The organism is Pseudoalteromonas sp. '520P1 No. 423', assembly GCF_001269985.1.
In the GTDB taxonomy this organism is placed as follows: Bacteria; Pseudomonadota; Gammaproteobacteria; order Enterobacterales; family Alteromonadaceae; genus Pseudoalteromonas.
In genome coordinates, this window is record NZ_BBZB01000001.1 from 892,094 (window position 1) to 918,268 (window position 26,175).

The 26,175-nt window shown below is 35.3% G+C and carries 25 protein-coding genes, 1 tRNA gene and 1 pseudogene; 23 read left to right on the forward strand and 4 right to left on the reverse strand.

What is annotated here, in order from left to right; translation table 11 throughout:
* Nucleotides 1-21 precede the first annotated feature (21 nt).
* From aroB to PSA_RS04145, 3 genes are all read left to right on the forward strand, one after another.
* Nucleotides 22-1,086: a 3-dehydroquinate synthase gene (gene aroB / locus PSA_RS04135; protein WP_042151272.1), complete on the forward strand. Its 1,065-nt coding sequence runs from the start codon at nt 22-24 to the stop codon at nt 1,084-1,086.
* Between the two features lie 8 nt (nt 1,087-1,094).
* Nucleotides 1,095-2,669 (forward strand): AAA family ATPase, encoded by a 1,575-nt coding sequence (locus PSA_RS04140; protein WP_052380217.1) that lies wholly within the window; start codon nt 1,095-1,097, stop codon nt 2,667-2,669.
* A gap of 76 nt (nt 2,670-2,745) precedes the next feature.
* Complete coding sequence (locus PSA_RS04145) at nt 2,746-3,564, forward strand: Dam family site-specific DNA-(adenine-N6)-methyltransferase (RefSeq protein WP_042151269.1); 819 nt, start codon at nt 2,746-2,748, stop codon at nt 3,562-3,564.
* 13 nt (nt 3,565-3,577) lie between these two features.
* On the opposite strand, the gene PSA_RS04150 is transcribed toward PSA_RS04145, so the two are convergent.
* Together PSA_RS04150 and PSA_RS04155 are read right to left on the reverse strand one after the other, a co-directional pair.
* Nucleotides 3,578-3,772: a DUF2970 domain-containing protein gene (locus PSA_RS04150; protein WP_042151266.1), complete on the reverse strand. Its 195-nt coding sequence runs from the start codon at nt 3,770-3,772 to the stop codon at nt 3,578-3,580.
* A complete protein-coding gene (locus tag PSA_RS04155; protein ID WP_042151263.1) occupies nt 3,769-4,062 on the reverse strand; it encodes a hypothetical protein in 294 nt (97 codons plus the stop codon). The genes PSA_RS04150 and PSA_RS04155 overlap by 4 nt, the downstream gene beginning before the upstream one ends.
* A 287-nt stretch (nt 4,063-4,349) precedes the next feature.
* Between PSA_RS04155 and rpe the strand changes: the two genes are divergently transcribed.
* The 10 genes and pseudogenes from rpe (at nt 4,350) to speD (ending at nt 13,805) form a co-directional block, all read left to right on the forward strand.
* Nucleotides 4,350-5,024 carry a ribulose-phosphate 3-epimerase gene (rpe, locus tag PSA_RS04160; protein ID WP_042151259.1) on the forward strand — a complete coding sequence of 225 codons (675 nt, stop codon included), beginning with the start codon at nt 4,350-4,352 and terminating at the stop codon, nt 5,022-5,024.
* Between the two features lie 202 nt (nt 5,025-5,226).
* Entirely contained in the window at nt 5,227-6,231 is a 1,005-nt protein-coding gene (trpS, locus tag PSA_RS04165; protein WP_042151256.1) for a tryptophan--tRNA ligase, read from the forward strand.
* A 105-nt stretch (nt 6,232-6,336) separates the two neighbouring features.
* On the forward strand, nt 6,337-6,921 hold the full coding sequence (locus PSA_RS04170; RefSeq protein ID WP_042151253.1) for an aminodeoxychorismate/anthranilate synthase component II: 585 nt from the start codon (nt 6,337-6,339) through the stop codon (nt 6,919-6,921).
* A 62-nt stretch (nt 6,922-6,983) separates the two neighbouring features.
* Nucleotides 6,984-7,532: pseudogene (locus tag PSA_RS04175) on the forward strand (HDOD domain-containing protein); the annotation flags it as partial.
* A gap of 325 nt (nt 7,533-7,857) precedes the next feature.
* Nucleotides 7,858-9,069, forward strand: a complete 1,212-nt coding sequence (locus PSA_RS04180) for an aspartate aminotransferase family protein (protein ID WP_042151250.1) — start codon at nt 7,858-7,860, stop codon at nt 9,067-9,069.
* 98 nt (nt 9,070-9,167) lie between these two features.
* Nucleotides 9,168-10,184, forward strand: a complete 1,017-nt coding sequence (gene astA, locus PSA_RS04185; protein ID WP_042151248.1) for an arginine N-succinyltransferase — start codon at nt 9,168-9,170, stop codon at nt 10,182-10,184.
* 211 nt (nt 10,185-10,395) lie between these two features.
* On the forward strand, nt 10,396-11,862 hold the full coding sequence (gene astD / locus PSA_RS04190) for a succinylglutamate-semialdehyde dehydrogenase (protein WP_042151245.1): 1,467 nt from the start codon (nt 10,396-10,398) through the stop codon (nt 11,860-11,862).
* A gap of 141 nt (nt 11,863-12,003) precedes the next feature.
* The gene (locus PSA_RS04195) at nt 12,004-12,348 is read left to right on the forward strand and encodes a DUF3802 family protein (protein ID WP_042151242.1); all 345 of its coding nucleotides are present in this window, start codon (nt 12,004-12,006) and stop codon (nt 12,346-12,348) included.
* 153 nt (nt 12,349-12,501) lie between these two features.
* The gene (locus PSA_RS04200) at nt 12,502-12,906 is read left to right on the forward strand and encodes an OsmC family protein (RefSeq protein ID WP_042151239.1); all 405 of its coding nucleotides are present in this window, start codon (nt 12,502-12,504) and stop codon (nt 12,904-12,906) included.
* Between the two features lie 86 nt (nt 12,907-12,992).
* On the forward strand, nt 12,993-13,805 hold the full coding sequence (gene speD / locus PSA_RS04205) for an adenosylmethionine decarboxylase (protein ID WP_042151237.1): 813 nt from the start codon (nt 12,993-12,995) through the stop codon (nt 13,803-13,805).
* A gap of 1,121 nt (nt 13,806-14,926) precedes the next feature.
* On the opposite strand, the gene PSA_RS04210 is transcribed toward speD, so the two are convergent.
* Nucleotides 14,927-15,826 carry a phosphoribulokinase gene (locus PSA_RS04210; RefSeq protein WP_042150644.1) on the reverse strand — a complete coding sequence of 300 codons (900 nt, stop codon included), beginning with the start codon at nt 15,824-15,826 and terminating at the stop codon, nt 14,927-14,929.
* Nucleotides 15,827-16,166: 340 nt separating this feature from the next.
* Between PSA_RS04210 and radC the strand changes: the two genes are divergently transcribed.
* From radC to PSA_RS04240, 6 genes are all read left to right on the forward strand, one after another.
* Nucleotides 16,167-16,841 carry a DNA repair protein RadC gene (gene radC, locus PSA_RS04215; RefSeq protein WP_042150646.1) on the forward strand — a complete coding sequence of 225 codons (675 nt, stop codon included), beginning with the start codon at nt 16,167-16,169 and terminating at the stop codon, nt 16,839-16,841.
* A 241-nt stretch (nt 16,842-17,082) separates the two neighbouring features.
* Nucleotides 17,083-17,319 (forward strand): 50S ribosomal protein L28, encoded by a 237-nt coding sequence (rpmB, locus tag PSA_RS04220; RefSeq protein WP_042150648.1) that lies wholly within the window; start codon nt 17,083-17,085, stop codon nt 17,317-17,319.
* A gap of 11 nt (nt 17,320-17,330) precedes the next feature.
* Nucleotides 17,331-17,486: a 50S ribosomal protein L33 gene (rpmG, locus tag PSA_RS04225; RefSeq protein ID WP_042150650.1), complete on the forward strand. Its 156-nt coding sequence runs from the start codon at nt 17,331-17,333 to the stop codon at nt 17,484-17,486.
* Nucleotides 17,487-17,620: 134 nt separating this feature from the next.
* On the forward strand, nt 17,621-18,112 hold the full coding sequence (locus PSA_RS04230; protein ID WP_127924213.1) for a hypothetical protein: 492 nt from the start codon (nt 17,621-17,623) through the stop codon (nt 18,110-18,112).
* A 9-nt stretch (nt 18,113-18,121) separates the two neighbouring features.
* Nucleotides 18,122-18,931 (forward strand): bifunctional DNA-formamidopyrimidine glycosylase/DNA-(apurinic or apyrimidinic site) lyase, encoded by an 810-nt coding sequence (mutM, locus tag PSA_RS04235; RefSeq protein ID WP_042150652.1) that lies wholly within the window; start codon nt 18,122-18,124, stop codon nt 18,929-18,931.
* 267 nt (nt 18,932-19,198) lie between these two features.
* A complete protein-coding gene (locus tag PSA_RS04240; RefSeq protein WP_042150654.1) occupies nt 19,199-19,486 on the forward strand; it encodes a GIY-YIG nuclease family protein in 288 nt (95 codons plus the stop codon).
* Nucleotides 19,487-20,020: 534 nt separating this feature from the next.
* On the opposite strand, the gene PSA_RS04245 is transcribed toward PSA_RS04240, so the two are convergent.
* Nucleotides 20,021-20,096, reverse strand: a tRNA-His gene (locus PSA_RS04245).
* Nucleotides 20,097-20,207: 111 nt separating this feature from the next.
* Here PSA_RS04245 and PSA_RS04250 point away from each other — a divergent pair.
* From PSA_RS04250 to PSA_RS04265, 4 genes are all read left to right on the forward strand, one after another.
* The gene (locus PSA_RS04250) at nt 20,208-20,582 is read left to right on the forward strand and encodes a YbaN family protein (protein ID WP_042150656.1); all 375 of its coding nucleotides are present in this window, start codon (nt 20,208-20,210) and stop codon (nt 20,580-20,582) included.
* A 115-nt stretch (nt 20,583-20,697) separates the two neighbouring features.
* A complete protein-coding gene (locus tag PSA_RS04255; protein WP_042150658.1) occupies nt 20,698-21,516 on the forward strand; it encodes a mechanosensitive ion channel family protein in 819 nt (272 codons plus the stop codon).
* Between the two features lie 1,133 nt (nt 21,517-22,649).
* Entirely contained in the window at nt 22,650-23,408 is a 759-nt protein-coding gene (locus PSA_RS04260; protein ID WP_042150667.1) for a YdiY family protein, read from the forward strand.
* A gap of 110 nt (nt 23,409-23,518) precedes the next feature.
* The gene (locus PSA_RS04265) at nt 23,519-26,155 is read left to right on the forward strand and encodes an SLBB domain-containing protein (protein WP_371257775.1); all 2,637 of its coding nucleotides are present in this window, start codon (nt 23,519-23,521) and stop codon (nt 26,153-26,155) included.
* Nucleotides 26,156-26,175: the final 20 nt, after the last annotated feature.

A 26,175-nucleotide genomic window follows, 5' to 3' on the forward strand; every position in this document is an offset into this window, starting at 1 on the left:
AAAAATAGCAGGAGCTATGTTATGCTTGAGTTGAATGTTAATTTAGGTGAGCGTAGCTACCCTATTTTTATCGCATCTGGTGTTCTTAACGACGAAGTAAGACTTAAAAACTATATTGGTGATTGTCGACCAGTAATAGTAACCAATGAAACCGTAGCTCCCCTATATTTAGAATCTTTTATATCTCAATTTGAAGAACTATCACCATTGACATACATTCTTCCTGATGGTGAACAATATAAAACCCTGACCTCATTTGAAAAAGTAAACGCCTTTTTACTGCAAAATAATTGTGGTAGAGATACCTGTCTAATTGCTTTAGGTGGTGGTGTGATAGGTGACTTAACCGGATTTGTTGCTGCTTGTTATCAGCGAGGTGTGCCATTTATTCAGGTACCTACAACTGTTTTATCTCAGGTAGATTCTTCAGTAGGAGGTAAAACAGCAGTAAATCATCCTTTAGGTAAAAATATGATAGGTGCTTTTTATCAACCTGAAGCTGTATTTATTGATACCTTGAGTTTATCTACGCTAGATGCAAGAGAGTTCTCTGCTGGCATGGCTGAAGTCATAAAATATGGTTTGATTTATGATACTGAATTGTTTTCATATATCGAAAGCAATGTTGACCTGCTTAAATCATTAGACGAAAGCGCAATGCAGCATATAATCCAGCGTTGCTGTCAAATCAAGGCTGATATAGTGGCTCAAGATGAGAAAGAATCAGGCCTAAGAGCGTTGTTAAATTTAGGTCATACTTTTGGCCATGCTATTGAAGCTCAGATGGGTTATGGCGTATGGCTTCATGGAGAGGCTGTTTCTGCGGGTATGGTAATGGCATGTGAATTATCACAAGTGAGAGGTTCACTCAGTGATTCAGAAGTTGAACGCGTTATTAATTTATTGATAGCGTTTGATTTGCCTGTTAAAGCACCAAAAGAAATGAGATATGAAGACTTTATAGGTCATATGTCTAAAGACAAAAAGAACCTTAAAGGGACTATTCGCTTTATCTTACCAACAGAATTTGGTCGTTGTGCGCTTGTATCAGATGTGACTGAACAGCAATTGAAGTCTTTATTTTAGGCTAACTGATGCAAGTCCAAATATTACCGAGCAGACAGAAATTAGTTGATCGTATTGAATTGCAATATGAATACGGTCAATCAATTGTGGCATTGCTTGGAGGTCCAGGACTTGGTAAAAGTTATATATTAGAATCATTTGTAACTGACAAATATTCTGAATTTAATAAAATATATTTACAGTTAACGGTTAAAACAACCGTTCAACAAGTTATATCTCAACTGTTAGAGCAAACATTTAGCCAACCATTAATTGATTTTACCCACTCATTAAGTGAAAACTACTTAAACTTAAATCAACAGCAAGCAAGTAAAAACACTGTAATTGTTATTGATAATGCACAATTTTTAAGTGAAGAATTAATTCAAGAAATTGAGTATTTAACACAAATTTCAGAATCAACTTTTTATGTTTTAACTGCATCAACTTCCAAAATACAATTTAAAAACTCAGCTAATATCTTCTTTGAAGCATTGTCATTTGATGAAAGCATTGAATTGATGTCTATGTACTTTTCTCAATTACCCAATAAACATGAACCGGTATTTAAGGCTTTTGTAGAGAGCGCACAAGGCAATCCATCATTATTGTTAAGTTGGGATTCAAGTAACTTAGTTGTAGAGGTTAAGAAGAGTAAACATGGCTTTATGTTGCTTTGTTTAGCATTTGTTTTTTTTATGACGCTCGCATTATCATATTTATTTGAGCACTTATCGCAAACTAATCAAATTGAAAGTTTAAGGCAGTTGGGCGAGCAAAATAAAGAGCAAAGCATTGTGGTAGATAAACAAGAAAAAAATGACGTTAAAGAAATAAGTCTGAATATTGAAAATAGCAGATTAGATAACCTGTCAACTCAGGTATTAGGGTCAAATAGGCAAGTTGCTAAAAAAGAGAAAAATGATGTTAAAGGAATAAGCCAGAACATTGAAGATACTAAGTTGGATAACCTCACTATTGAGGTGTTAGAAAAAAGTAATCAACCTGATAAGTTAATTGTTATCACTAAAGAAGAAAAACAAAATTCAGATGCTATAAAACTTGTAAAAGACAAGCTGGCAGTGGTCTCAACTATCTCAAAGTTAGAGCAACTTGATGACTTAAAAGTAAATTCAAAAACCAGTTCAGCGACGCCAAATAAAATAGCTGAATCTTTAAATAATACACAACGCACACCATCTGCTGAAACAGTGAAAGTTGAAGAAACTAAAGTTGTATCGCAGCCGTTAGCAAGTTCAATAATAAAAGAGACCGCATTAACACCTTTGGTTATCTATAAAGATTACGACAATACTTGGTTTATGCAGCAAAGTGATTCTTTAGTGATGTTGCAATTAATCGGTATTAGCCAAGAAAACTTAATCAATAACTTTATCGCTTCTCATGATTTAAATAATATTAAAGTGTATAAAAGCACGCGTTATGGCGGTGACTGGTGGGTTGTGACTGTAGGCCCGTTTAGAGATGTTGCACAAAGTCAGACTTATAAAAATGCATTGTCAGCTCAGTTAAAGCAACTACAACCATTTAGTAAAACAATCAAAGCGATTAAAACAGAGATTGCATTACTCAAATCCATTTGATTAGTGTAAAATCACTCGCCTGTTTGCAATTTAGTAATCACTCACTTAGCTATTTTAAAAGGCACATAAATAATAAATGAAAAAAACACGAGCTTTTTTAAAATGGGCAGGTGGCAAGTATGGCTTAGTTGAAGAGATCAATAAGCGATTACCTGATGCAGATACTTTAGTTGAACCATTTTTGGGTGCAGGTTCTGTATTTTTAAATTCTGATTTTAAACATTATGTGCTAAATGATATCAATGCTGATTTAATTAATTTATATAACGAGCTCAAGAGATCTCCTGATGAATTTATCCTAGATGCTAGAAAACTATTTGTGGAACTAAATAATGATGCTGATGCATATTATGCTTACCGTAAGCAGTTTAATGAGTGTCAGGATATTTACGAAAGGGCGATATTATTTTTATATATGAATCGTCATGGTTATAACGGCTTGTGTCGCTATAATTTAAAAGGCATTTTTAATGTGCCTTTTGGTAAGTATAAAAAACCATACTTTCCGGAGGCTGAATTAAACTTTTTTGCCGAAAAGTCACAAAAAGCCACGTTTACTTGTAAAAGCTATGCAGATGTTTTTGCTAATTTACCGAGAAACTCAGTTGTTTATTGTGATCCGCCATACGTGCCATTAAGCAAAACGGCATCTTTTACCTCATACGCTAAGGGTGGCTTTAACTTTGATGATCAGGCTCAGCTTGCAAATCTGGCTGAATGCAGTGCTTTTGATAAAGGCATTCCTGTATTGATTTCAAATCACGATACGATTATTACACGTAAAATCTATGAGCAAGCAACGCTTGATACTATTCAAGTGAAAAGAACGATTAGCCCTAAAGGTGGTTCAAGAAATAAAGTTGATGAAATTATGGCACTTTATAAAGCGAAGTAGGTGATATCAAGATTCAGGATTGTAAAGAAGGTATTGCTAAGCTCACAGTAAGCAATACTAAAGAGATAAAAATCACTAAAAACATAATGCCAGCAATAATTAAATGTATTGGCGAGGCCTGTTGAAAGTCTTGCTTTCGTTTACTTTCACTTTGCACGCCAAACGCACCCGCGAGAACACTTTGAATTAAAGAGAAAAAATGCATCATTTAAAGTGATTAGTTATAGCTGCAGTTTCTTGTGTTTTCTTTTCTGAATCACTGAGTAATTCAAGTAAATCTAGATAATGAAATTGTGCACTTCTACTATTACCTGTTAACCAAGAAAACCAACTTTTATTAGATGCTTGGCACTGAGAGAGTGCTATTTGAGTTTTATATATGGTAGAACAGCACTCGTTATCAAGTTGCTTAGCGTATGCTACTAATGAAAATGTAGACGCAAAAAATATAGCACTTGTAGATGCTAAAAGTATCCCTTTTGACTTATTGAACTTCATAACAATACCCTCTGTCTAAGCAATGGCTAAAGCTTAACCAAAGTTAAATCAGAATACAATGGTTATTAGTCCCATATTTATAGGTATTCATCTACAAATATACATCAACTGTTAATAGATTGTAAAGTTTAAATGTATATAAAGTTTATTTTTGTGTTTTTGAGAAATTAACGTCATAAATCGCGTTTTTATACTCTCGCTATCAACTTGCTTTAAAGGTCCATTCCTGCAATGATCTGTTTGTCTTTTAGCTTCTTTTACCGTCATTTAAAGAGTGTAAATTTATTATGTCAAAATTTTTAATTGCCCCTTCAATTTTATCTGCAGATTTTGCGCGTTTAGGTGAAGATGTTGATGCTGTTTTACAAGCCGGCGCTGATGTTGTTCATTTTGATGTAATGGATAATCACTATGTACCAAATTTAACGATTGGTCCTATGGTATGTAAAGCATTAAGAGATTACGGTATTACGGCACCAATTGATGTGCATTTAATGGTAAAGCCGGTTGATACTATGATCACGCAATTTGCACAAGCAGGTGCAAGCATTATAACTTTTCATCCAGAAGCAAGTGAGCATATCGACCGTAGTTTGCAATTAATCAAAGAGCAAGAGTGTAAGGCGGGCTTAGTATTAAACCCTGCAACGCCATTAACATGTTTAGAATTTGTGATGGATAAGCTAGATGTTATTTTACTTATGTCTGTAAACCCTGGTTTTGGTGGTCAATCATTTATTCCTCAAACACTTGAAAAGCTAAAACAAGTGCGCAAACTCATTGATGAGTCTGGTTTTGATATACGTCTACAAGTAGATGGTGGCGTTAAAGTTGATAATATAAAAGAAATAGCGCAAGCAGGAGCTGACATGTTTGTTGCTGGCTCTGCGATATTCAATCAGCCTGACTATAAAGCAGTGATAGACAATATGAGAACTGAATTAGCGCAATTGTCGTTTTAAATATACGCCACGGTAAGTTTTCTAATAGGTGTAAATGTAATAGCTGAAAATTTACCTTGCTTCAAAATCTGAAACAATTAAAATTACCGATAAAATCCCGCCACAGTGTGGCTTCAATAGAGATGTTTTGGTTTATGACAAACCGACCTAATTATAAATAGGTAAAGCAGCGCTATTAATCAAATAAGAGTGAAGAAATAACATGAGCAAGCCTGTAGTATTAAGTGGTATTCAGCCAACTGGTGGTATGACAATCGGTAACTATATTGGCGCTATAAACCAATGGCTTACGCTACAAGAAAGCAGTGAGTGTTATTTCATGTTGGTAGATTTACATGCCATTACAACGCGCCAAGATCCTGCGTTATTACAGCAACGAGTATTAGATGGCATCGCACTTTATACTGCCTGCGGTATCGATCCTAAAAAGTCATCTTTATTTGTACAATCTCAAGTACCTGAGCATGCACAATTAAGTTGGGTTTTAAACTGTTATGCGCAAATGGGTGAGCTTAACCGCATGACACAGTTTAAAGATAAATCAGCTAAAAATACCAATAATATCAATGTAGGACTTTATAGCTATCCAGTACTACAAGCTGCGGATATTTTATTATATCAAGCAACTCAAGTGCCAGTAGGTGAAGATCAAAAGCAACATTTAGAACTAACACGCGATATTGCTAATCGTTTTAACAATGTTTATGGTGATGTATTTACAGTACCAGAACCTTATATTCCAGAGTTTGGTGCACGTGTAATGAGCTTACAAGATCCAACTAAAAAGATGTCAAAGTCTGATGAAAATCCAAATGGCTACATCATGTTATTAGATGAGCCTAAAAAGATTGAAAAGAAACTTAAAAAAGCTGTAACAGATTCTGATGAACAAGCACGTATTTACTTTGATAATATAGAAAAACCAGGTGTTTCAAATTTACTAACTTTAATGTCGGTTGCGACTAAGCGTTCAATTGAAGATTTAGTACCAGAATACGAAGACAAAATGTATGGTCATCTTAAAAAAGATACCGCAGCTGCTTTAGTATCAATGATAGAGCCAATTCAAGCGCGTTTTAAAGAGATCCGCGAAGATCAAACTTTATTAAATCAAATAATGCGTGATGGTGCAGAAAAAGCGGGTGCACGATCAGAGCAAACACTTAAAGCTGTTTACGACGCTGTTGGTTTTATTCCACGCCCATAGTCATACTTTTAAGTTAGATAAATAATAATTAGCGAGCGACTTTTAAGCTCGCTAATTCATTTTTAAACTCATATCCAAACTTCTTTTAAGCATTTAGGTTTTAATATGCTATTGATGATCGATAACTATGATTCTTTCACTTATAACCTAGTTCAATATTTTCAAAGGTTAGATGTTGAAGTATTAGTTAAGCGCAATGATGAAATATCCTGCGCTCAAGTAAAAGCACTCAAGCCTAAATATTTAGTTGTCTCTCCAGGTCCTTGCACACCTAATGAAGCTGGCATATCTTTAGAACTTATCAATCAATTTAAAGGTCATACACCTATTTTAGGTGTTTGTTTAGGCCATCAAACTATAGCGCAATCATTCGGTGCTAAAATAATCCGCGCTAAAAAGGTGATGCATGGCAAAACATCCAAGATCATGCATAATAATAAAGGTGTTTTTAAGGGATTGGCATCACCTTTAACTGTATGTCGTTATCATTCTTTAGTTGTTGATCCTAAAACATTGCCTGAAGCATTAGAGGTAACAGCATGGCTAAATAATGAGGAAAATGAGTTATCAGAAATTATGGGATTCAAACATCGCTCTTTAGCATTAGAAGGTGTGCAGTTTCACCCAGAGGCCATTTTAACTGAGTCAGGTTTAGAGCTGTTAGATAACTTTATAAAACAATATCGCTAGGTTATAGGTTGAGATGACTTATTGTTATGACATAATTTTGCTTATTAAAGCGTAAGTTATGGGAGTCAGCTATGACAACTGCCATTACAGCTAAAACATTAGCTGAACTCAATGATGTTGACCCTTATCAAGCATTTGTATTAGGTATGTTCCATGATGTCGGTAAAATTGAATTAGTGCGCTTATATTTGAGGACATTCGATACACTCTGGGAGCAGCAAACCAAAGATAGCCGCGATAATAAAGAAAAAGATTTACACGATGCATTATTAGCACTTAAACCCGACCCATTATGTTTACGCAACTTAATGGTAGAGCACTCAGTTGACCTCTCATATAAATTGAGCAGTAAAATGGGCTTTAAATATTTACCAATACAAAGCGCAATGGCGCAATTAGCCAATAATACTGAATTTTCAGAAATGGATGACTTGGCTAAAGTAGTTGCTAAAGCGCAATGTTATGGTCAGTACAAAAAATTAAAAGAACATAATTTAGTAGAAGCAGACGAAGTGAAAGCATGGTTTAGTAGTTATCAATTTAAAATGATCGAACTTAAAACATTAGCGAGCACCACTTTGCACAACCTGCAGTTAAGAATTGAGTATTAAGAATTACTTTTTTAATATAAAGCAGGTAAAAAATGGTGTAATCCTTCATTTTTTAGTTATTTATTTTCGACTATTCATTCAGTCTCTCTTTTATTATTAAAATTAACCATTAATAGCGTTTACAAGCGTGATCCCCTTATTAAGTTAGATACTTATTCACTATCAATGAAATTATACCCGCTTTCCTTATAAACCAAGGCCTTGAGCTAAATTACAAAGGAGACAAAAGCGTTTTTTTTTGAAATAATACGTCTCCTTATCCAATAGTATTCAAAGTGAAACGCTATTATTTAGCGGTGTTTTACTTGTTAACAGAGGAAATAAAATGACTATAAATCGTGCACTTTTTGATGAAGTAATGGTACCAAACTACGCGCCTTCGGCTGTGATCCCAGTAAAGGGTGAAGGCTCTCGTGTATGGGATCAGGAAGGTCGTGAATATATCGATTTTGCTGGCGGTATTGCAGTAAACTGTTTAGGTCATTGTCATCCTGCATTAGTTAATGCATTAAAAGAGCAAGGTGAAAAAATTTGGCATTTATCAAATGTAATGTCAAATGAACCTGCATTACGTTTAGCTAAAAAATTAGTTGATGCTACTTTTGCTGATAAAGTTTATTTCGCTAACTCTGGCGCAGAAGCAAATGAAGCGGCATTAAAACTAGCACGTCGTTGGGCATTAGATACTGCTGGCGAGAAAAAATCACAAATCATCGCATTTAATAAAGGTTTCCACGGTCGTACATTTTTTACCGTAACTGTTGGTGGTCAAGCTGCTTATTCTGACGGTTTTGGTCCAAAACCTGCTGATATCGTGCATACAGACTACAATGATTTAGAAAGCTTTAAAGCACTTATCTCAGATGATACATGTGCAGTAATGATTGAACCATTACAAGGCGAAGGCGGTATCGTTTCTCCTACAGCTGATTTCATTAAAGGTGTGAGTGCTTTATGTGACCAACACAATGCACTATTAATTTTTGATGAAGTACAAACAGGTGTAGGCCGTACTGGTGATTTATACGCATATGAAGGTTTAGGTGTTACGCCAGATATCTTAACAACAGCTAAAGCATTAGGTGGCGGTTTCCCAATTGGTGCAATGATCACTAAAACTGAATTCGCAAAGCATTTAAAAGTAGGTACTCATGGTTCTACTTATGGTGGTAACCCACTAGCATGTGCTGTAGCAGAAGCGGCATTTGATACTGTAAATACTGAAGAAGTATTAAACGGTGTTAAACAAAAAGAACTCTTATTCCGTGAGTTATTAACCGCAATAAACGATAAATACAATGTATTTTCAGAAGTTCGCGGTAAAGGTTTATTGATTGGTGCTGTAGTGACTGAGCAATACAAAGGTAAAGCTAAAGAGTTTTTAGTTGCATCAACTGCACATGGCTTAATGTCATTAGTTGCTGGCGCTGATGTAGTACGTTTCACACCGTCATTAGTCATTTCTGATGATGATATCCGTGAAGGTATGGCACGTTTTGAAAAAGCAGTAGCTGACGTAGTAAAAGCAAACGCTTAATTTAAAGCTTTGTAGAGTTACTTATTGAGTAACGTATTTAAAGGTGGTTTTTAACCACCTTTTATTTTCATTATAAACATAAGGGAGTAAGCGGCACTATGATGGTTATTCGCCCAATCCGAAAAAGTGATTTTGCTGAATTAGTTAAAATAGCAGACGAATCTGGTCATGGCTTTACTTCATTACCTAATAATGAAGAATTGTTAGCTGCTAAAATAGCACGCTCAGAAGCTTCATTTATAAAAACAGTTGATTGCCCACAAGATGAAGGTTATTTATTTGTTTTAGAAAATACTGAAACAGGTGAAGTTGTTGGTACATCAGCAATCGAAGCGGCTGTTGGTTTAGATGATGCTTTTTATCATTATCATTTGAGCAAGGTGATCCATTCATCTCGCACTTTAAATGTTTATAACCCAGTTGAAATTCTTACTTTATGTAATGATTACACTGGCGCAACCGAATTATGTACTTTATTTTTACGCGAACAAGCCCGTAAAAATGGCAATGGTAAATTATTATCAAAAGTACGCTTTATGTTTATTAAAGAACATGAAGACAGATTTGCAGATACATTATTAGCAGAAATGCGTGGTGTTTCTGATGAGAATGGTAAAAGTCCATTCTGGAAATGGTTAGAAGAGCACTTCTTTTCTATGGATTTCCCAACAGCCGATTATTTAACTGGCATAGGCCAGAAAGTATTTATCGCAGAGTTAATGCCTAAATACCCAATTTATGTCAACTTGCTAAGCAAAGAAGCACAAGAGGTTGTAGGTCAAGTGCATGAAAAAACTAAGCCAGCAATTCAATTGCTTAAAAATGAAGGTTTCACCTTTAATGGCTATGTAGATATTTTTGATGCCGGCCCAACCGTTGAAGCAAAATTAAATAATATTCGTACAGTAAGATCATCAAGTCATAAAAAAGTCATTATTGGTGATAACGCTGGCGGTCAACAAGTTATGATTGCAAATACAGAGCTTGAAAACTTTAGAGCGACATTAGCTGATTTATCATTTGATAAAGACGGCGACGATATTGTGATCACAGCAAAAATGGCTGAAGCATTACAAATAAGCGAAGGCGATACAATTCGCATTGCAACTGTTTAATTAAGTAAGTTATTCCCGGTACTTGCTATCGGGGATCTAAACATATTTCATTCCCGAAATCTTTTATCGGGAATCTAAGTTACGTCATTCCCGAAGTGCTTTATCGGGAATCTAAAGATATGTCATTCCCTAAGGCTTTTATCGGGGATCTTGTTTTTATATCGAACTGTGACAAACAAATAATAGCCAAACAAATATAAGAGAGATTGAAATGACTCATGCAGCTCAATTTATCAATGACCTATGGTCAGCAGGCGAAGGCGCCGAATTTAATTCAGTAAACCCAGCAAAAAATGAAGTGATCTGGACCGCTAATAGCGCGTCAGAACAACAAGTAGATACAGCTGTAAAATCAGCGCGTAATGCTTTTTTTTCTTGGAGTGATTTAAGCTTTAAAGAAAGACTAAACATAGTTAAAAAGTTTGGTGAAGTATTAGGCGAAAATAAAGAACAAATGGCTGATGCAATCGCAAAAGAAACAGGCAAGCCAATTTGGGAAACACGCACTGAAGTCGGCGCTATGATGGGAAAAATTGCTATCTCTGAAAAAGCATACCACGAACGTACTGGTACAGTCGAAAACGCTATGCCAGTAGGTAAAGCGGTAATTCGTCATAAAGCACATGGTGTAGTGGCTGTATTTGGTCCTTATAACTTCCCTGGTCACTTACCTAACGGTCATATCGTTCCTGCATTATTAGCAGGTAACACCGTGGTATTTAAACCATCTGAATTAACCCCTATGGTAGCTGAGCTAACTCTTAAGTTATGGCAACAAGCAGGTTTACCAGCTGGCGTAATTAACTTAGTGCAAGGTGAAGTTGAAACAGGTAAAGCATTAGCATCACATCGTGGAATTGATGGTTTATTCTTTACAGGTTCTTCTCGTACTGGTCATTTTATACATGAGCAATTTTCAGGTCAGCCGGGCAAAATTTTAGCAATTGAAATGGGTGGTAATAACCCATTAATCGTAAAAGATGTTGCTGATACTAAAGCTGTGGTTCACGATATTATTCAATCTGCATTTATCTCAAGCGGTCAGCGTTGTACATGTGCACGTAAACTGTTTTTACCACAAGGTGAGCAGGGCGATTTAATATTAAGCCAATTAATCGCAGCAACTAAAGCGATTAAGGTCGGTTTTTATGATGATCAAGAACAACCATTTATGGGTTCTATGATTTCAATCGGTGCAGCTAAATCTATGGTTGCAGCACAAAGCCAGTTAATTGAATTAGGCGCTACGAGCTTAGTTGAATTAGTACATACAGAAAATACCGGTTTTGTATCACCAGGTATTTTAGAATGTACTAACGTAAGTGACTTCCCTGATGATGAGCATTTTGGCCCATTATTAAAAGTATTCCGCTACACAGACTTTGATCAAGCAATTGAGCTAGGTAATGATACGGCTTACGGTTTATCTGCTGGCCTACTAAGTGATAACAGTGAAGATTATGATTACTTCTTACGTCGTGTACGTGCAGGTATCGTAAACTGGAATCGTCCAATTACAGGTGCATCAAGTGCAGCACCATTTGGTGGTATTGGCGCATCAGGCAACCACAGAGCAAGTGCATATTATGCTGCTGATTACTGTGCATACCCGGTAGCATCAGTTGAGCTAGATAAAGTAGTATTACCAGCGACATTAAGCCCAGGTTTAAGCTTGTAGAAAACTAATTCTAATAAAGAACAACAATGCAAAAGGCCTTAGATTGGAACATCAAAGGCCTTTTTTCTATTCTCTCTAGTATTTCCGATTTATATCTGTTTAAATCAAATTTATAAAAAATAAAAACGACAAAGGTATTTTATGGTTACCGACCAGCAAGGTTATGATGATCTCATCATGTATTTAACACAGCATTTATCTATCTTTGAAAAACCTGGTGAAGTCGCACCTAACGCACCTACCGTGATCACTTTAATCGAAGACGATATTGCTGAGCAGATCATTGCATTATGTCAACAACATACTGAACTAGATACAGATCAACGTGGTGAAATAGTCAGAGAAGTTGATGGCATCGTTTATGATTTACAAGAAGTATTATCTGGTGTGATCCATCAACCGGTTACCATTGAGCAGCATGCATTTATTGATGAGTTTTCTACTTTAGTTAAAAACTTATTTGACTCTGCAATTGCAAATCTTTAAATAACAAACAGATCTGACGATCCCAGGAAAGTTATTTTGGATCAATTTACATTTTCCTCAGTTTTAAATAAAAATTTATCTCATTTTGTTGCACTAAATCCTCATATAATTAATATGCATTAATATACTTATATATATCAAATAGGAATTAAAATGCAGGCAAATGTAAAGTGGGTTGAAGGTGATACATTTATAGGTAAATCTGACTCAGGTCATAACGTAGTATTTGATACTGGTTCTGACGGTGCGGCACCAAGCCCAATGGAAATGGTTTTAATGTCTGTAGGGTGTTGTTCTTCAGTAGATGTTGTCAGTATCTTAAAAAAATCACGTCAAGACGTAACAGCAGCACGTGTAGAGTTAAGTAGTGAAAGAGCAGAAACTGCACCACGCGTATTTAAAAAAATTAATCTACATTTTGTTGTAACAGGCAATGATGTTTCTGAAAAACACGTAGAGCGCGCAGTAAAACTATCAGCTGAAAAGTACTGTTCAGTTGCTTTAATGCTAGAAGCATCAGTAGAAATTACCCATAGCTTTGAAGTATTAGCTGTATAAAGCTTTTTTGCAGAGCTTTTTTCGTATAAGATTTTAACAATTAAGCTCTGCAAGCGCAGATATACTCAACAAGGAATGTTTTTTTAGTGCACAGACCATTTGAAAAACTCAAACTGCACGGCTTCAATAATTTAACCAAAAGTTTAAGCTTTAGCATTTATGATATTCGCTACGCTAAAACACAGCTACAACGTAAAGAATACTTAGATTATATTAGTCAGCGTTATAGTGCAGAGCGCTTAACTAATATTCTAGAAGAAGTGGTTGATATTATTGGTGCAAATATACTTAATGTTGCACGCCAAGATTATGATCCACAAGGTGCCAGTGTTACCTTACTTATTTCAGATGAATCACAATTAGAAAGTGAAGCGCAAAGCTCAGTACAAGAAGCAAGACCAGGTCCTTTACCTGATTCAGTTGTCGCGCATTTAGATAAAAGCCATATTTGTGTTCATACTTATCCAGAAACCCATCCAGTAGAAGGTATTTGTACTTTTAGAGTTGATATAGAAGTATCAACCTGTGGTGTGATTTCTCCACTAAAAGCCGTTAATTATTTAATTCACACGTTGGAATCTGACATCGTCACTTTAGATTACCGGGTAAGAGGATTTACCAGAGACGAATCAGGTAAAAAGCATTACATAGATCATGCTATCAACTCAATTCAAAACTTCATGACTCAAGATACCTTATCAGCCTATCAAATGCTTGATGTAAACATTTATCAAGAAAACCTTTTCCATACCAAAATGGTGCTCAAAGAATTTAATTTAAACCAATATTTATTTGGTATCACAAAGCGTGATTTATCAGAACAAGAACAAAAAGATATTACCCATAAATTAAAAAGTGAAATGAAAGAGATATTTTACGGCAGAAATTTTTCAGAGTAAGGTTTGTATCTTAGCCTCGTCATTTCCGAATGGTCCTATCGGAAATCTCAGCATCTGATATAAAGTCTTAAACAAGATCCCCGATAAAACACTTCGGGGATGACAGGTTTTAAGTTCATAGTTTTAGTTTCAGATTTAGAACTATAAAAGTTGAAGCGTCATTTCCGAATGGTCCTATCGAAAATCTCAGCATCTGATATAAAGTCTTAAACAAGATCCCCGATAAAATACTTCGGGGATGACAGGTTTTAAGTTAATAGTTTTAGTTTCAGATTTAGAACTATAAAAGTTGAAGCGTCATTTCCGAATGGTCCTATCGAAAATCTCAGCATCTGATATAAAGTCTTAAACAAGATCCCCGATAAAATACTTCGGGGATGACAGGTTTTAAGTTAATAGTTTTAGTTTCAGATTTAGAACTATAAAAGTTGAAGCGTCATTTCCGAATGGTCCTATCGAAAATCTCAGCATCTGATATAAAGTCTTAAACAAGATCCCCGATAAAACACTTCGGGGATGACAGGTTTTAAGTTCATAGTTTTAGTTTCAGATTTAGAACTATAAAAGTTGAAGCGTCATTTCCGAATGGTCCTATCGGAAATCTCAGCATCTGATATAAAGTCTTAAAAAAGATCCCCGATAAAACACTTCGGGGATGACAGGTTTTAAGTTAATAGTTTTAGTTTCAGATTTAGAACTATAAAAGTTGAAGCGTCATTTCCGAATGGTCCTATCGGAAATCTCATCATCTGATATAAAGTCTTAAACCAGATCCCCGATAAAATACTTCGGGGATGACGGGTTTTAAGTTCATAGTTTTAGTTTCAGATTTAGAACTATAAAAGTTGAAGCGTCATTTCCGAATGGTCCTATCGGAAATCTCAGCATCTGATATAAAGTCTTAAACAAGATCCCCGATAAAACACTTCGGGGATGACGGGTTTTAAGTTCATAGTTTTAGTTTCAGATTTAGAACTATAAAAGTTGAAGCGTCATTTCCGAATGGTCCTATCGAAAATCTCAGCATCTGATATAAAGTCTTAAACAAGATCCCCGATAAAACACTTCTGGGATGTCATAAGTTGTTGATTGTTTTAAATATGGAACCTAGAACCTAGATCCTAAACTGGCAATCCTGCAGGTGCTAAATTCATCGAAGCACGTTTTTTAACGATAATATCTTCTATTAACGGTCTCAGTATTAACTCCATTGCTAAACCCATTTTACCACCGGGCACCACCATAGTATTAATACGTGACATAAAGCTGCCTTCTATCATCTGTAAATAGTAAGGAAAGTTAACATCGGCAATATCTCTAAAACGAATTACAACAAAACTTTCATCTAGTGATGGAATATCTTTGGCGCTAAAAGGGTTTGAAGTATCAACGGTTGGCACACGCTGGAAGTTTATATGCGTACGTGAAAATTGCGGTGTAATATGGTTTATATAATCATCCATACTACGGACAATAGAGTCTCTTACGGCTTCATGCGAGTGGCCACGCTCACGAGTATCGCGAATAAGCTTTTGTATCCACTCTAAGTTGATTATTGGCACCATGCCAATTAATAAGTCGACATGTTTGGCAACATTGTGTTCGTCATCAACTACGCCACCATGTAAACCTTCATAAAACAGGACATCAGTTGTCGCCTCTAAATCTTGCCAAGGAGTAAAAGTGCCTGGTAATTGATTATATGGCACAGCAGCATCAAAGGTATGTAAATAGCGGCGGGTTTTGCCTTGGCCTGATTCGGCATAACTAGTAAATAAATTTTCCAGTGCCGAAAAATCATTAGCCTCAGTACCAAAGTAGCTAATATGTTTACCATCTTGTTGGGCTTCACGTACACGTTTATCCATTTCAGGGCGGGTATAACGATGAAAACTATCGCCTTCAATGGTAGCTGCATTAATGTTTAAGCTACGAAAAATATGCTGAATAGCGTTAGTAGTGGTTGTAGTACCTGCGCCTGATGAACCTGTAATCGCAATTATAGGGTGCTTAACTGACATTTTTTATTCTTCTTATTATATAAATTTGCTACGCATATTTATTATGGCCACTGCGTGGCGATGAAATAAGTTTAATTTTATAAGCTGAACTATTTCAACATATGCTCTTTCGTTTTATATAAAGTAAATGGCAGTACGCTATAGGTCAAGTTTATTAATCTAGATTGATATATCTAAATCGATAAAAAATGATGTTAGCTGAAATATAAATCTTATAATGAACATATGATCCTTCATATAAATGGGGGAAGTGTTAACGGTAAGCTATAGTTATAAATTCAAAATACTTTCCACGTAGTGGATTAATAAAAATGCGCAGCAGATTTATAAGGAAATGAATATGCAATTGACTGCTATGCCCAAAGAAAGTCGCCCAAGAGAAAAACTATTAGATAAAGGTGCTACGGCATTACTAGATAGTGAATTGCTGGCGATATTTTTACGAACCGGTACTCATGGCATGAATGCGATAGAGCTGGCGCAGCATTTATTAGATGAGTCGGGATCATTACAAAACCTATTTAATGCGCCTTTATCTGAGTTTGTTAAGTTTAAGGGGCTAGGTAATGCTAAATATGTGCAGCTACAAGCCGTGTTAGAATTAAATAAACGTTACTTAGCTGAGCAGTGCCAGCAACAAACCTTATTTGATTCACCAAAAGCAGTGCGTGACTTTTTATCGTTAAAATTAAAAGCACAGCAACAAGAAGTTTTTATGTTGCTTTATCTTGATAGCCAAAATCGCTTATTAACAGATGAAGCATTATTTTATGGCACAATTAATTCCGCAAGTGTTTATCCAAGAGAGGTGGTAAAGTCGGTTTTAAGACATAATGCAGCTTCTGTTATTTTGGCGCATAACCATCCATCAGGAATTGCAGAGCCAAGTGAAGCCGATCGACTTATTACCAATAAACTAAAAGATGCTTTGCAATTAATTGATGTTCAAATTTTAGACCACTTAGTGGTGGCGAGTAACAAAACCGTCTCTTTTGCCGAGCGAGGCTGGCTTTAAATAAAAATAATTAGGTGGTTTGGACCCAAAATAGCCAAAAAATCGTTTTTTATGCAAATTAGTTTAAATTAACTGCACTTTTTACTTTCACTTAGTCGAGAGGATCTCTATAATTAGCCGCTATCAAATTTACACATGAGCTGAAGTGGTCAGATAGTCCACTTTACAAGATCTTTGCCTGTAGTTGCTGTACTTATGGCTTGGGGAAATTAGCTCGAGCAAGATATTGGAGATATATATAATGTCTAAAGTCTGTCAAGTTACAGGTAAGCGTCCAGCGGTAGGTAATCACCGTTCGCACGCAAGAAATGCAACTAAGCGTCGCTTTTTACCAAACCTTCAAACTCACCGTTTTTGGGTTGAGAGCGAAAAACGCTTTGTTAAACTACGTACTACTGCTAAAGGTATGCGTATCATCGACAAAAATGGCATCGACGCGGTTCTTACAGATATCCGTGCTCGCGGCGAAAAAGTTTAAGGAGCTGAATAATGCGTGATAAAATCCGTTTAGTTTCATCTGCTGGTACTGGTTATTTCTACACTACCGACAAGAACAAGCGTAACATGCCTGAAAAAATGGAAATCAAAAAGTTCGATCCTAAGGTTCGTAAACATGTGATTTTCAAAGAAGCAAAAATCAAGTAATTTTGCTTTTTAAAGAAAAACCCGATTTATCGGGTTTTTTTATGTCTAAAATTCAACAATCCTGCTCTGACTTGCCATTTTTAGCGCTAATTAGTTACAATTCCTGTAATATAATTTAATAAAATTTAATTTTTATGATCCGATTAAGTAAAAAAGGCTGGAATAACGTATTAATATTTTCCATGCTAATAATGGTATTTTTGTTCAATGGCCTACATCATAAATTAATAGATGCAGAAGCTGATGACGTAATACAACCACTGTTAAAAGAGCAGAGCTATATTTTAACAATCGAATATCCTTTATTTAAAATTGAACGCATAGGCACAGGTTGGCGCAGTAATTCAACATTATCACAAATACAAATATCTGAGCTGTTAACTAATTGGCAGCAAGCAACAGGTTTACAGCTTGCTGATATTAATACCATCAAGTCAGAGTTTAAAAATAAATCATCAGAAAACATTGTCACTATTTGGTTTGCAGGCGAAGAGCTACCCCAAGTATTCGCATTTTTTAAATTGGGCGGTGATTATTTTATTCATATGCCAAAATCTGAAAATATGAACTGGTTGAAATTAGACAGTGAACAATACCTGTTATTATTCCCACAAGTTAAGGATTAAAAGAGCGCTATGCCTGAGTTACCAGAAGTTGAAGTAAGTCGTATGGGGATTTCACCTTATCTTGAAGGTGAGGTAATAAAGAAAATTCATGTTTATCAGTCAAGTTTACGTTGGGCAGTACCTGAGGAAGTTAAGCTTACTGAAGGCTTAGTCATAAATAAAGTGATCAGGCGTGCAAAATACCTATTGCTAGAAACTGTTATGGGCAGCTTAATTTTACATTTAGGCATGTCGGGCAAATTAAGAGTGATCGACAGTTCAGTGCCTAGGATCAAACATGATCATATAGACATAGAAATGGAAACTGGTAAAACACTACGCTTTAACGATACAAGACGTTTTGGTTGTTTTTTATTTCAGCCACCAGGACAAGTACATAAATTATTAACCAAACTAGGGCCAGAGCCGCTTACCTTGGCTTTTAATCACAATGATTTATATAAAAAGTCTCGAGATAAAAAAACAGTTATTAAACAATTTATTATGAAAAATGAAGTGGTAGTTGGCGTCGGGAATATTTATGCTAATGAAGCTTTATTTAAAGCCGGTATTCACCCACAAACTCCTGCAGGTGAAATTAGTAAAAAACGCTATGAAAATCTAGTGGTACTGATAAAAGAAACCTTAAAGCAAGCAATCCTGCAAGGTGGTACAACCTTAAAAGACTTCGCGCAAACCGATGGCAGCCCCGGATATTTTGCACAAGAGCTATTAGTATATGGTCGAGCAGGATTACCTTGTAAAAAATGTACTAAGCCATTAACCGAAATTAAAATAGGTCAACGTAGCTCAGTATTTTGTGACGAGTGTCAAAAGTAAATAGTTTGTCATTCAAACAAAAGTATTTAGAACAGTCATCCCCGAGTTGTTTTATCGGGGATCTCATGTTCATAAAGTAAAGTAAAGTAAAAACAAGATTTCCGATAAAAGACTTCACAAATGACGAGTTGATAAATTTCCGATAAGACACTTCACAAATGACGTAGAGGTAGGTATCGAGCTGTTTCAAAAAGCTTTAATATTAAATTTGACGTAACAGCTTACTCATCTAACATCTAAATATGCGTATTTATCAAGGACGATAATATGAAAGCACCTGCAATCTATATTTTGACCAATAAACCCAAGGGTTCTCTTTATATAGGTGTTACTAGCGATTTAGTTAAACGAGTTTGGCAGCATCGACAAGAGAGTTCGACTGGTTTCACTAGCAAGTACAATATTAAATCATTAGTTTATTATGAAGTATTTGATGATATGTATAATGCAATATCGAGAGAAAAGCAGTTAAAGAAATGGAATCGAAAGTGGAAAATACATTTAATTGAATCTAATAACCCTCAGTGGCAAGATTTGTATTCTAGTATTATTTGAAGCTTATTAACAAAATTTCCGATAAGAGACTTCACAAATGACGGCTGGATTGGTTTGGGGTGCGGTATCGGAAATGACGATGGTATAAGTAAGATGTTGAAGTGTGAATCCTGAAGTTAAGTTTAAACACCGATACCAAGATGTGTCATCCTCGAGTTGTTTTATAGGGGATCTCATACATATAAGCTAACAAATAAGATTTCCGATTAGACACTTCACAAATGACGGTTTGACAGCGGTGTAAGTGGTTGGCCTTGAAGCTCAATTTAAACGCTATTATTAAGAACAGTCATACCCGAGTTGTTTTATCGGGGATCTTATATTCATGAATTAAAGCCAAAAAAGACTTCCAATTCAAAACTTCATAAATGAAAGGATTTTAGCACTACGTAAGCTTAAGTAATAAATTACAAAATAAGGAAAGTGATAGTTATTTTAAACAATAGATTTAAAGTAAAATAGAATAAAAAATATTTAAATTAATAAGATAGAGTAAACTGAAAACTACAGGGAATATTAAGATAAATTAAAGAGTGGGGCGATTGACGGGGCTCGAACCCGCGACCACCGGAATCACAATCCAGGGCTCTACCAACTGAGCTACAACCGCCACTTCTTTAAACACAGTATTTGTGTTGGCGCGCATAATACATAAAAATAAACGTCATGGGAAGAGCTATGTTACTATTTATTTCTAAAAATTAAAAAAAAAGGAAAATAGATGATAAAACGTACGTTTTGGCTGCTTTTTGGTTTGCTGAGTTTATTCTTAGGCATAGTTGGCGTATTTTTACCTTTGCTACCAACAACACCTTTTGTATTGCTAAGTGCCTATTGTTTTTCTAAATCGTCAAAACGATTACATTTGTGGTTATTAAATCATAAATTATTTGGTTCATTGATTTCTGACTGGGAAAAGCATGGTGTGATCCGTTGTAAAACAAAATGCATTGCAACAGCAAGCATGCTGATTTTAGTATCTTATCCGCTGATTTTTCTGCCTATTATGATATGGGTAAAACTCACTGTAATAATTACCATGATAAGCGTGCTGATCTTCATATGGACTAGGCCCTCTAGCCCGATTGATGTGTAATTAAATGTAACCTTTTATAGAAACATCATATATAATACCTTTCATTCATTTTTGTTAATTAAAAGCTTGAGTGATAACAGGCATATATTTCTTAATTTATATAAAGGAACATTAAATGGATCAGGCAGTTGATTGGTTGAACAATAATTCAGATTTAATCACTCATTACGGTATAAATACAATTTTAGCCATAGTGATATTTCTTATTGGTAATAAAGTAGCAAAATTTTGCGCTAAAATCACCGAAAAAGCGTTTGCTAAAAAGAAAGTAGATAAAGCCGTAAGTTCATTTGTTTCAAGTATAATTAATGCTTTAGTTTTTGCTGTCGCTATTTTAATGGCGTTATCGCAAGTTGGTATTGAAACAACGTCTTTCATTGCAATTTTAGGTGCAGCTGGTTTAGCAATCGGTTTAGCATTACAAGGTTCTTTATCAAACTTTGCATCTGGCGTATTAATTATCATGCTTCGCCCGTTTAAATCAGGTGATTATATTGAAGCTGCAGGTAAGTCGGGTTCAGTAGAAAAAATCGAAATATTCGCAACTGAATTACGCACACCAGATAACAAAGTAGTTATCGTGCCTAACTCTTCAATTATGTCTGGTGCTATTACTAATTACTCAAGAGAAGCGACTCGCCGTATTGATTTAGTAATAGGTGTGGGTTACGACGCAGACTTAAAACAAGCAAAACAAGTTTTACAATCAGTATTAGATGCTGATGAGCGCATATTAAAAGATCCTGCTTATACAGTTGCGGTATCTGATTTAGCAGATTCAAGTGTTAACTTTGTAGTACGTCCGTGGGTTAAAACTGCAGACTATTGGGCTGTATATTTTGATTTGATGGAAAATATTAAACTTGCGCTAGATGAAGCAAATATTAATATCCCATATCCACAAATGGATGTGCACGTTCAAAAAGAAGCTTAACCCTAGGCGACAAGATTCCCGATAAAAGACTTCGGGAATGACGAGTTTGTTAAGATTCCCGATAAGAGACTTCGGGAATGACTGGGTGGAAAGTGGTATTTAAGGTTTAGTTTAACGTACTCAAGGTGAATTGTTTTAAATTAGTCGAGAGTACGAACTTACCAGCGTCATCTCCGAGGTGTTTTATCGGAGATCTGGTTTTAAGGTTTTGAGTGTAAGCGAACGATTTAACTCTAGGTGACAAGATTCCCGATAAGAGACTTCGGGAATGACGAGTTTGTTAAGATTCCCGATAAGAGACTTCGGGAATGACGAGTTTGTTAAGATTCCCGATAAAAGACTTCGGGAATGACGAGTTTGTTAAGATTCCCGATAAAAGACTTCGGGAATGACTAGATTGGGAGTTTTATTTAGGGTTTAGTTTAACGTACTCTAGGTGAATTGTTTTAAATTAGTCGAGAGTACGAACTTACCAACGTCATCTCCGAGGTGTTTTATCGGAGATCTGGTTTTAAGGTTTTGATTGTAAGCGAACGATTTAACTCTAGGTGACAAGATTCCCGATAAGAGACTTCGGGAATGACTGGGTGGAAAGTGGTATTTAGGGTTTAGTTTAATGTACTCAAGGTGAATTGTTTTAAATTAGTCGAGAGTACGAACTTACCAGCGTCATCTCCGAGGTGTTTTATCGGAGATCTGGTTTTAAGGTTTTGAGTGTAAGCGAACGATTTAACTCTAGGTGACAAGATTCCCGATAAGAGACTTCGGGAATGACGAGTTTAGTGAGATTCCCGATAAGAGACTTCGGGAATGACTGGGTGGAAAGTGGTATTTAGGGTTTAGTTTAACGTACTCAAGGTGAATTGTTTTAAATTAGACGAGAGTACGAACTTACCAACGTCATCTCCGAGGTGTTTTATCGGAGATCTGGTTTTAAGGTTTTGATTGTAAGCGAACGATTTAACTCTAGGTGACAAGATTCCCGATAAGAGACTTCGGGAATGACGAGTTTGTTAAGATTCCCGATAAAAGACTTCGGGAATGACGAGCTAAAGCCCAAATCACTGGTAAAGCAGCCTAAATGGCATACATAGTATTTATTAAATAGTTATTAAATAAAGGTTTTAATTGAAATGAAAAAAGCATATTTATCACTTGTTGTTACCGCGTTAACCGCAACTAATGTTGTTGCTGAAGAAGCAAATAAAGATTGGGAAGTTACGAGTGAACTAGGCTTGATTTTAACAAGTGGTAATACAGAAACTACTACACTTAAAGGTGCAATTAAAGCCAAGCATGAAATGGAAAACTGGACAAACGAATATAAACTAGATGGTTTGTTCAAAGAAGATGAAATTGAAAAAGATGACGGCACTAAAGAAACACAACGTACTAACGAAAAGTACTTTGCTTCTGCGCAAGGTAACTATAAATTAAATGAAGAAAATTCACATTTCTTCTTATTTGGTTCTCATACATCTGATTATTTTGGTTCATTTAGAAATGAAAGCGTATTTTCACTTGGTTACGGTAAGCGTTTTTTAGATACATCAAATATGTATTTTGATGCGGAAATTGGTCCGGGTTATAAATATTTTGAAGAGTCAAAAAATGAAGACGGTACTAAAGGTGATACTGATGGCGAAGCAATCGCATTAGGTAAAGTTAACTTTAACTGGGATATCACAGAATACGCTAAGTTTACACAAACTGTGGGTATGGAATACGGTTCAACTAATACTAAAACTAAGTCAGAGTCTGCATTATTAACTAAAATTAATGGTTCAATGCAAATGAAGGTAGGTTTTAACGTAACACATAATAGTGATGTAGATTCAGATAAAGAAAACACAGATACAGCAACAACATTAACATTAGTCTACAATTTCTAACATTTAAAATGCACATTTCAGAAAAAAGGAAGCCTAGCTTCCTTTTTTTTTATTTAAACTCAGGTAGAATAATGCACTTTATTGCTCATTTTTAATTAGAAGGGATTTTTGTGAAGTTTTTTAATATTGTTTTATTTAGCATGATCATGCTGTTATCAGTATCGGCAAATGCTGCAACACCTACAAAACAGCAAATGGAACAATTCAAAAGTTTACCAAAAGCACAACAAAAAGCCTTAGCTAAAAAAATGGGAGTTGATATTTCCGCTTTTTCAGATAACTCTTCGTCAGAGAAAATTGAGTTAGGGCCAACAGTTTTTCCTCGTCAAGATGAAGAGTCACAATTATCAGATGATGAGAGAAAATATAAACCGATTGAAGATGAAATAAAACCATTTGGTTATGAGCTTTTTGCCGGCGACCCAACATCATTTATGCCAAGTGAAATATCGGCAGTGCCAGATACGTATACTGTTGGTAGAGGCGATGAGTTTCAAATTAATCTATATGGTAAAGAAAACGTAACACATAGTGTTGTTGTAGATCGTGAAGGTCGCTTATCAATCCCTGACTTAACACCTGTATTTGTAGCGGGTTTAAGCTTTTTAGAAGTGAAAGAGTTAGTTAAAAGTAAAATATCTCAAGAAGTAATCGGTGTAAAAGCGTTTGTTTCTTTAGGCCAACTACGCTCAATGCGTATTATGGTATTAGGTGAATCATTTAAACCTGGTAGTTATTCAGTATCATCATTAACAACCGTATCTCATGCTTTGTTTGTAAGTGGTGGCGTATCAGATATTGGTTCATTACGTAATATACAAGTAAAACGTGCAGGAAAAATAGTACAATACTTTGATTTATACGACTTATTAATTAAAGGTGATAGCTCGGGCGATATCATGCTAAAACCAGGTGACGTTGTATTTATTCCTACGGTTAATAAACAAGTGACTATTTCAGGGTTAGTAAAACGACCTGCTATTTTTGAATTAAAAAAAAATGAAACTGCTAAGCAACTAATTAGCATGGCCGGTGGCTTTAAAGCTGAAGCTTTCCCTCAAAAAACATTAGTTGAGCGTTACAGTGAAAACAGCTTTAAAACAGTACTTACTCTAGATTTTTCACAAAAAAATATTAATTACCAACCTAAAGATGGCGATGTTATTAAAGTACAAGCTTCATCTAGTGAGCTTGAAAATGCAGTAACATTAATTGGTGCAGTAGCGCACCCGGGTAATTATCAATGGACTAAAGGCGATACTGTTTCAGGTTTAATTAGTTCTCTGAAAACAGATGTACTGCCAATCGCTGATTTTGATTATTCACTTATCGTACGTGAAAAAAATATAAAAGGTGATGTAGAGGTTATTCAATTTTCATTGTTGAATGCATTAAATAAGAATATAGAAGACGATGTTAAGTTAATGCCTAGAGATATTGTAATGGTGTTCAGTCGCTTCGAAGAAAAAGAAGATGAAAAACGAACGCTGTCAAATATGTTGCTAACAGAAGATGAGTTTTATCAACAAGAAAAAATGCAGCAATGGCATGATTTTGAGAATCAACAATATCAAGAGTTTATAGGCCTAGACATTGAAGATAATAAAGACGTTGAATTAGAAACAAATTTAACTGATTTATTAAAAGGCAAAAAAAAGGAAATTAAAGAAAATAGCTTAACGCTTTTTGGTCGTACTTTATTTTTAAAACCTTTAATTATTAAATTACAAAAACAATCTTCTTTTGGTAACGAGGCGAAATTAATTGCTGTTAACGGCAAGGTAAGATACCCGGGTATATATCCTCTAGTTAAAAATGCAGACATGAATAAGGCAATTAATGCTGCTGGTGGTTTATTAGAATCTGCTTTTGTAGAAAATGCAGAAGTAACTCGTATTAAAACTGATAATGGCAGTAAGATCGAGCATATTTCACTTAATCTAACTAAAGAAACTGACTCTAAATATTTATTACAAAGTAAAGATACAATCAATATTTTTACTATGCCTAACTGGCAAGAAGAGCGTTATATTCAACTTGTTGGTGAAGTAAAATTCCCTGGTAAATATACAATTAAACGTGGTGAAAAACTGAGTTCTATTTTAGAGCGCGCAGGAGGTTTTACTGATTTAGCTGCAACCGATGCTGCAATATTTACTCGTGAATCTATACGTTTAAAAGAGCGTACACAATTAACTAAACTAGCAAATGATTTACGTAGAGAAATAGCAACACGTAGTTTCCAAAGCTCAGTAACCGATTCAAGCCTTAATTATGAAGATACTAATAAACTACTGAATGATTTATCAAAAGTAGAAGCGTTAGGGCGTTTAGTTATTGATTTACCAAGCGTATATAAAGGTTCATTAGATGTTGAGTTACAAAATAACGATACACTATATGTGCCAATCGCACAAAGTACAATCAATGTAATTGGTGAAGTTAATTTAGCAGTATCACATTTATATCAAGATAATGTATCTTTAGAGCAATATATCGCACGCAGTGGTGGTTTAAAACAAAGAGCTGATAGCGAGCGTATTTACATTATTAAAGCAAATGGTTCAGTGCAATTACCAAAAGCAAGTAGCTGGTTTGCTGTAACTGATAATACTTACTTATCTCCAGGAGATACCATAGTAGTACCACTTGATACAGAGCATATGGATAAGCTGACATTGTGGAGCACTGCAACACAAATTATTTACCAATTAGGTTTGGCAGCTGCTGCAATTTCAAGTCTGTAATATTTTTTAACATATAGCGA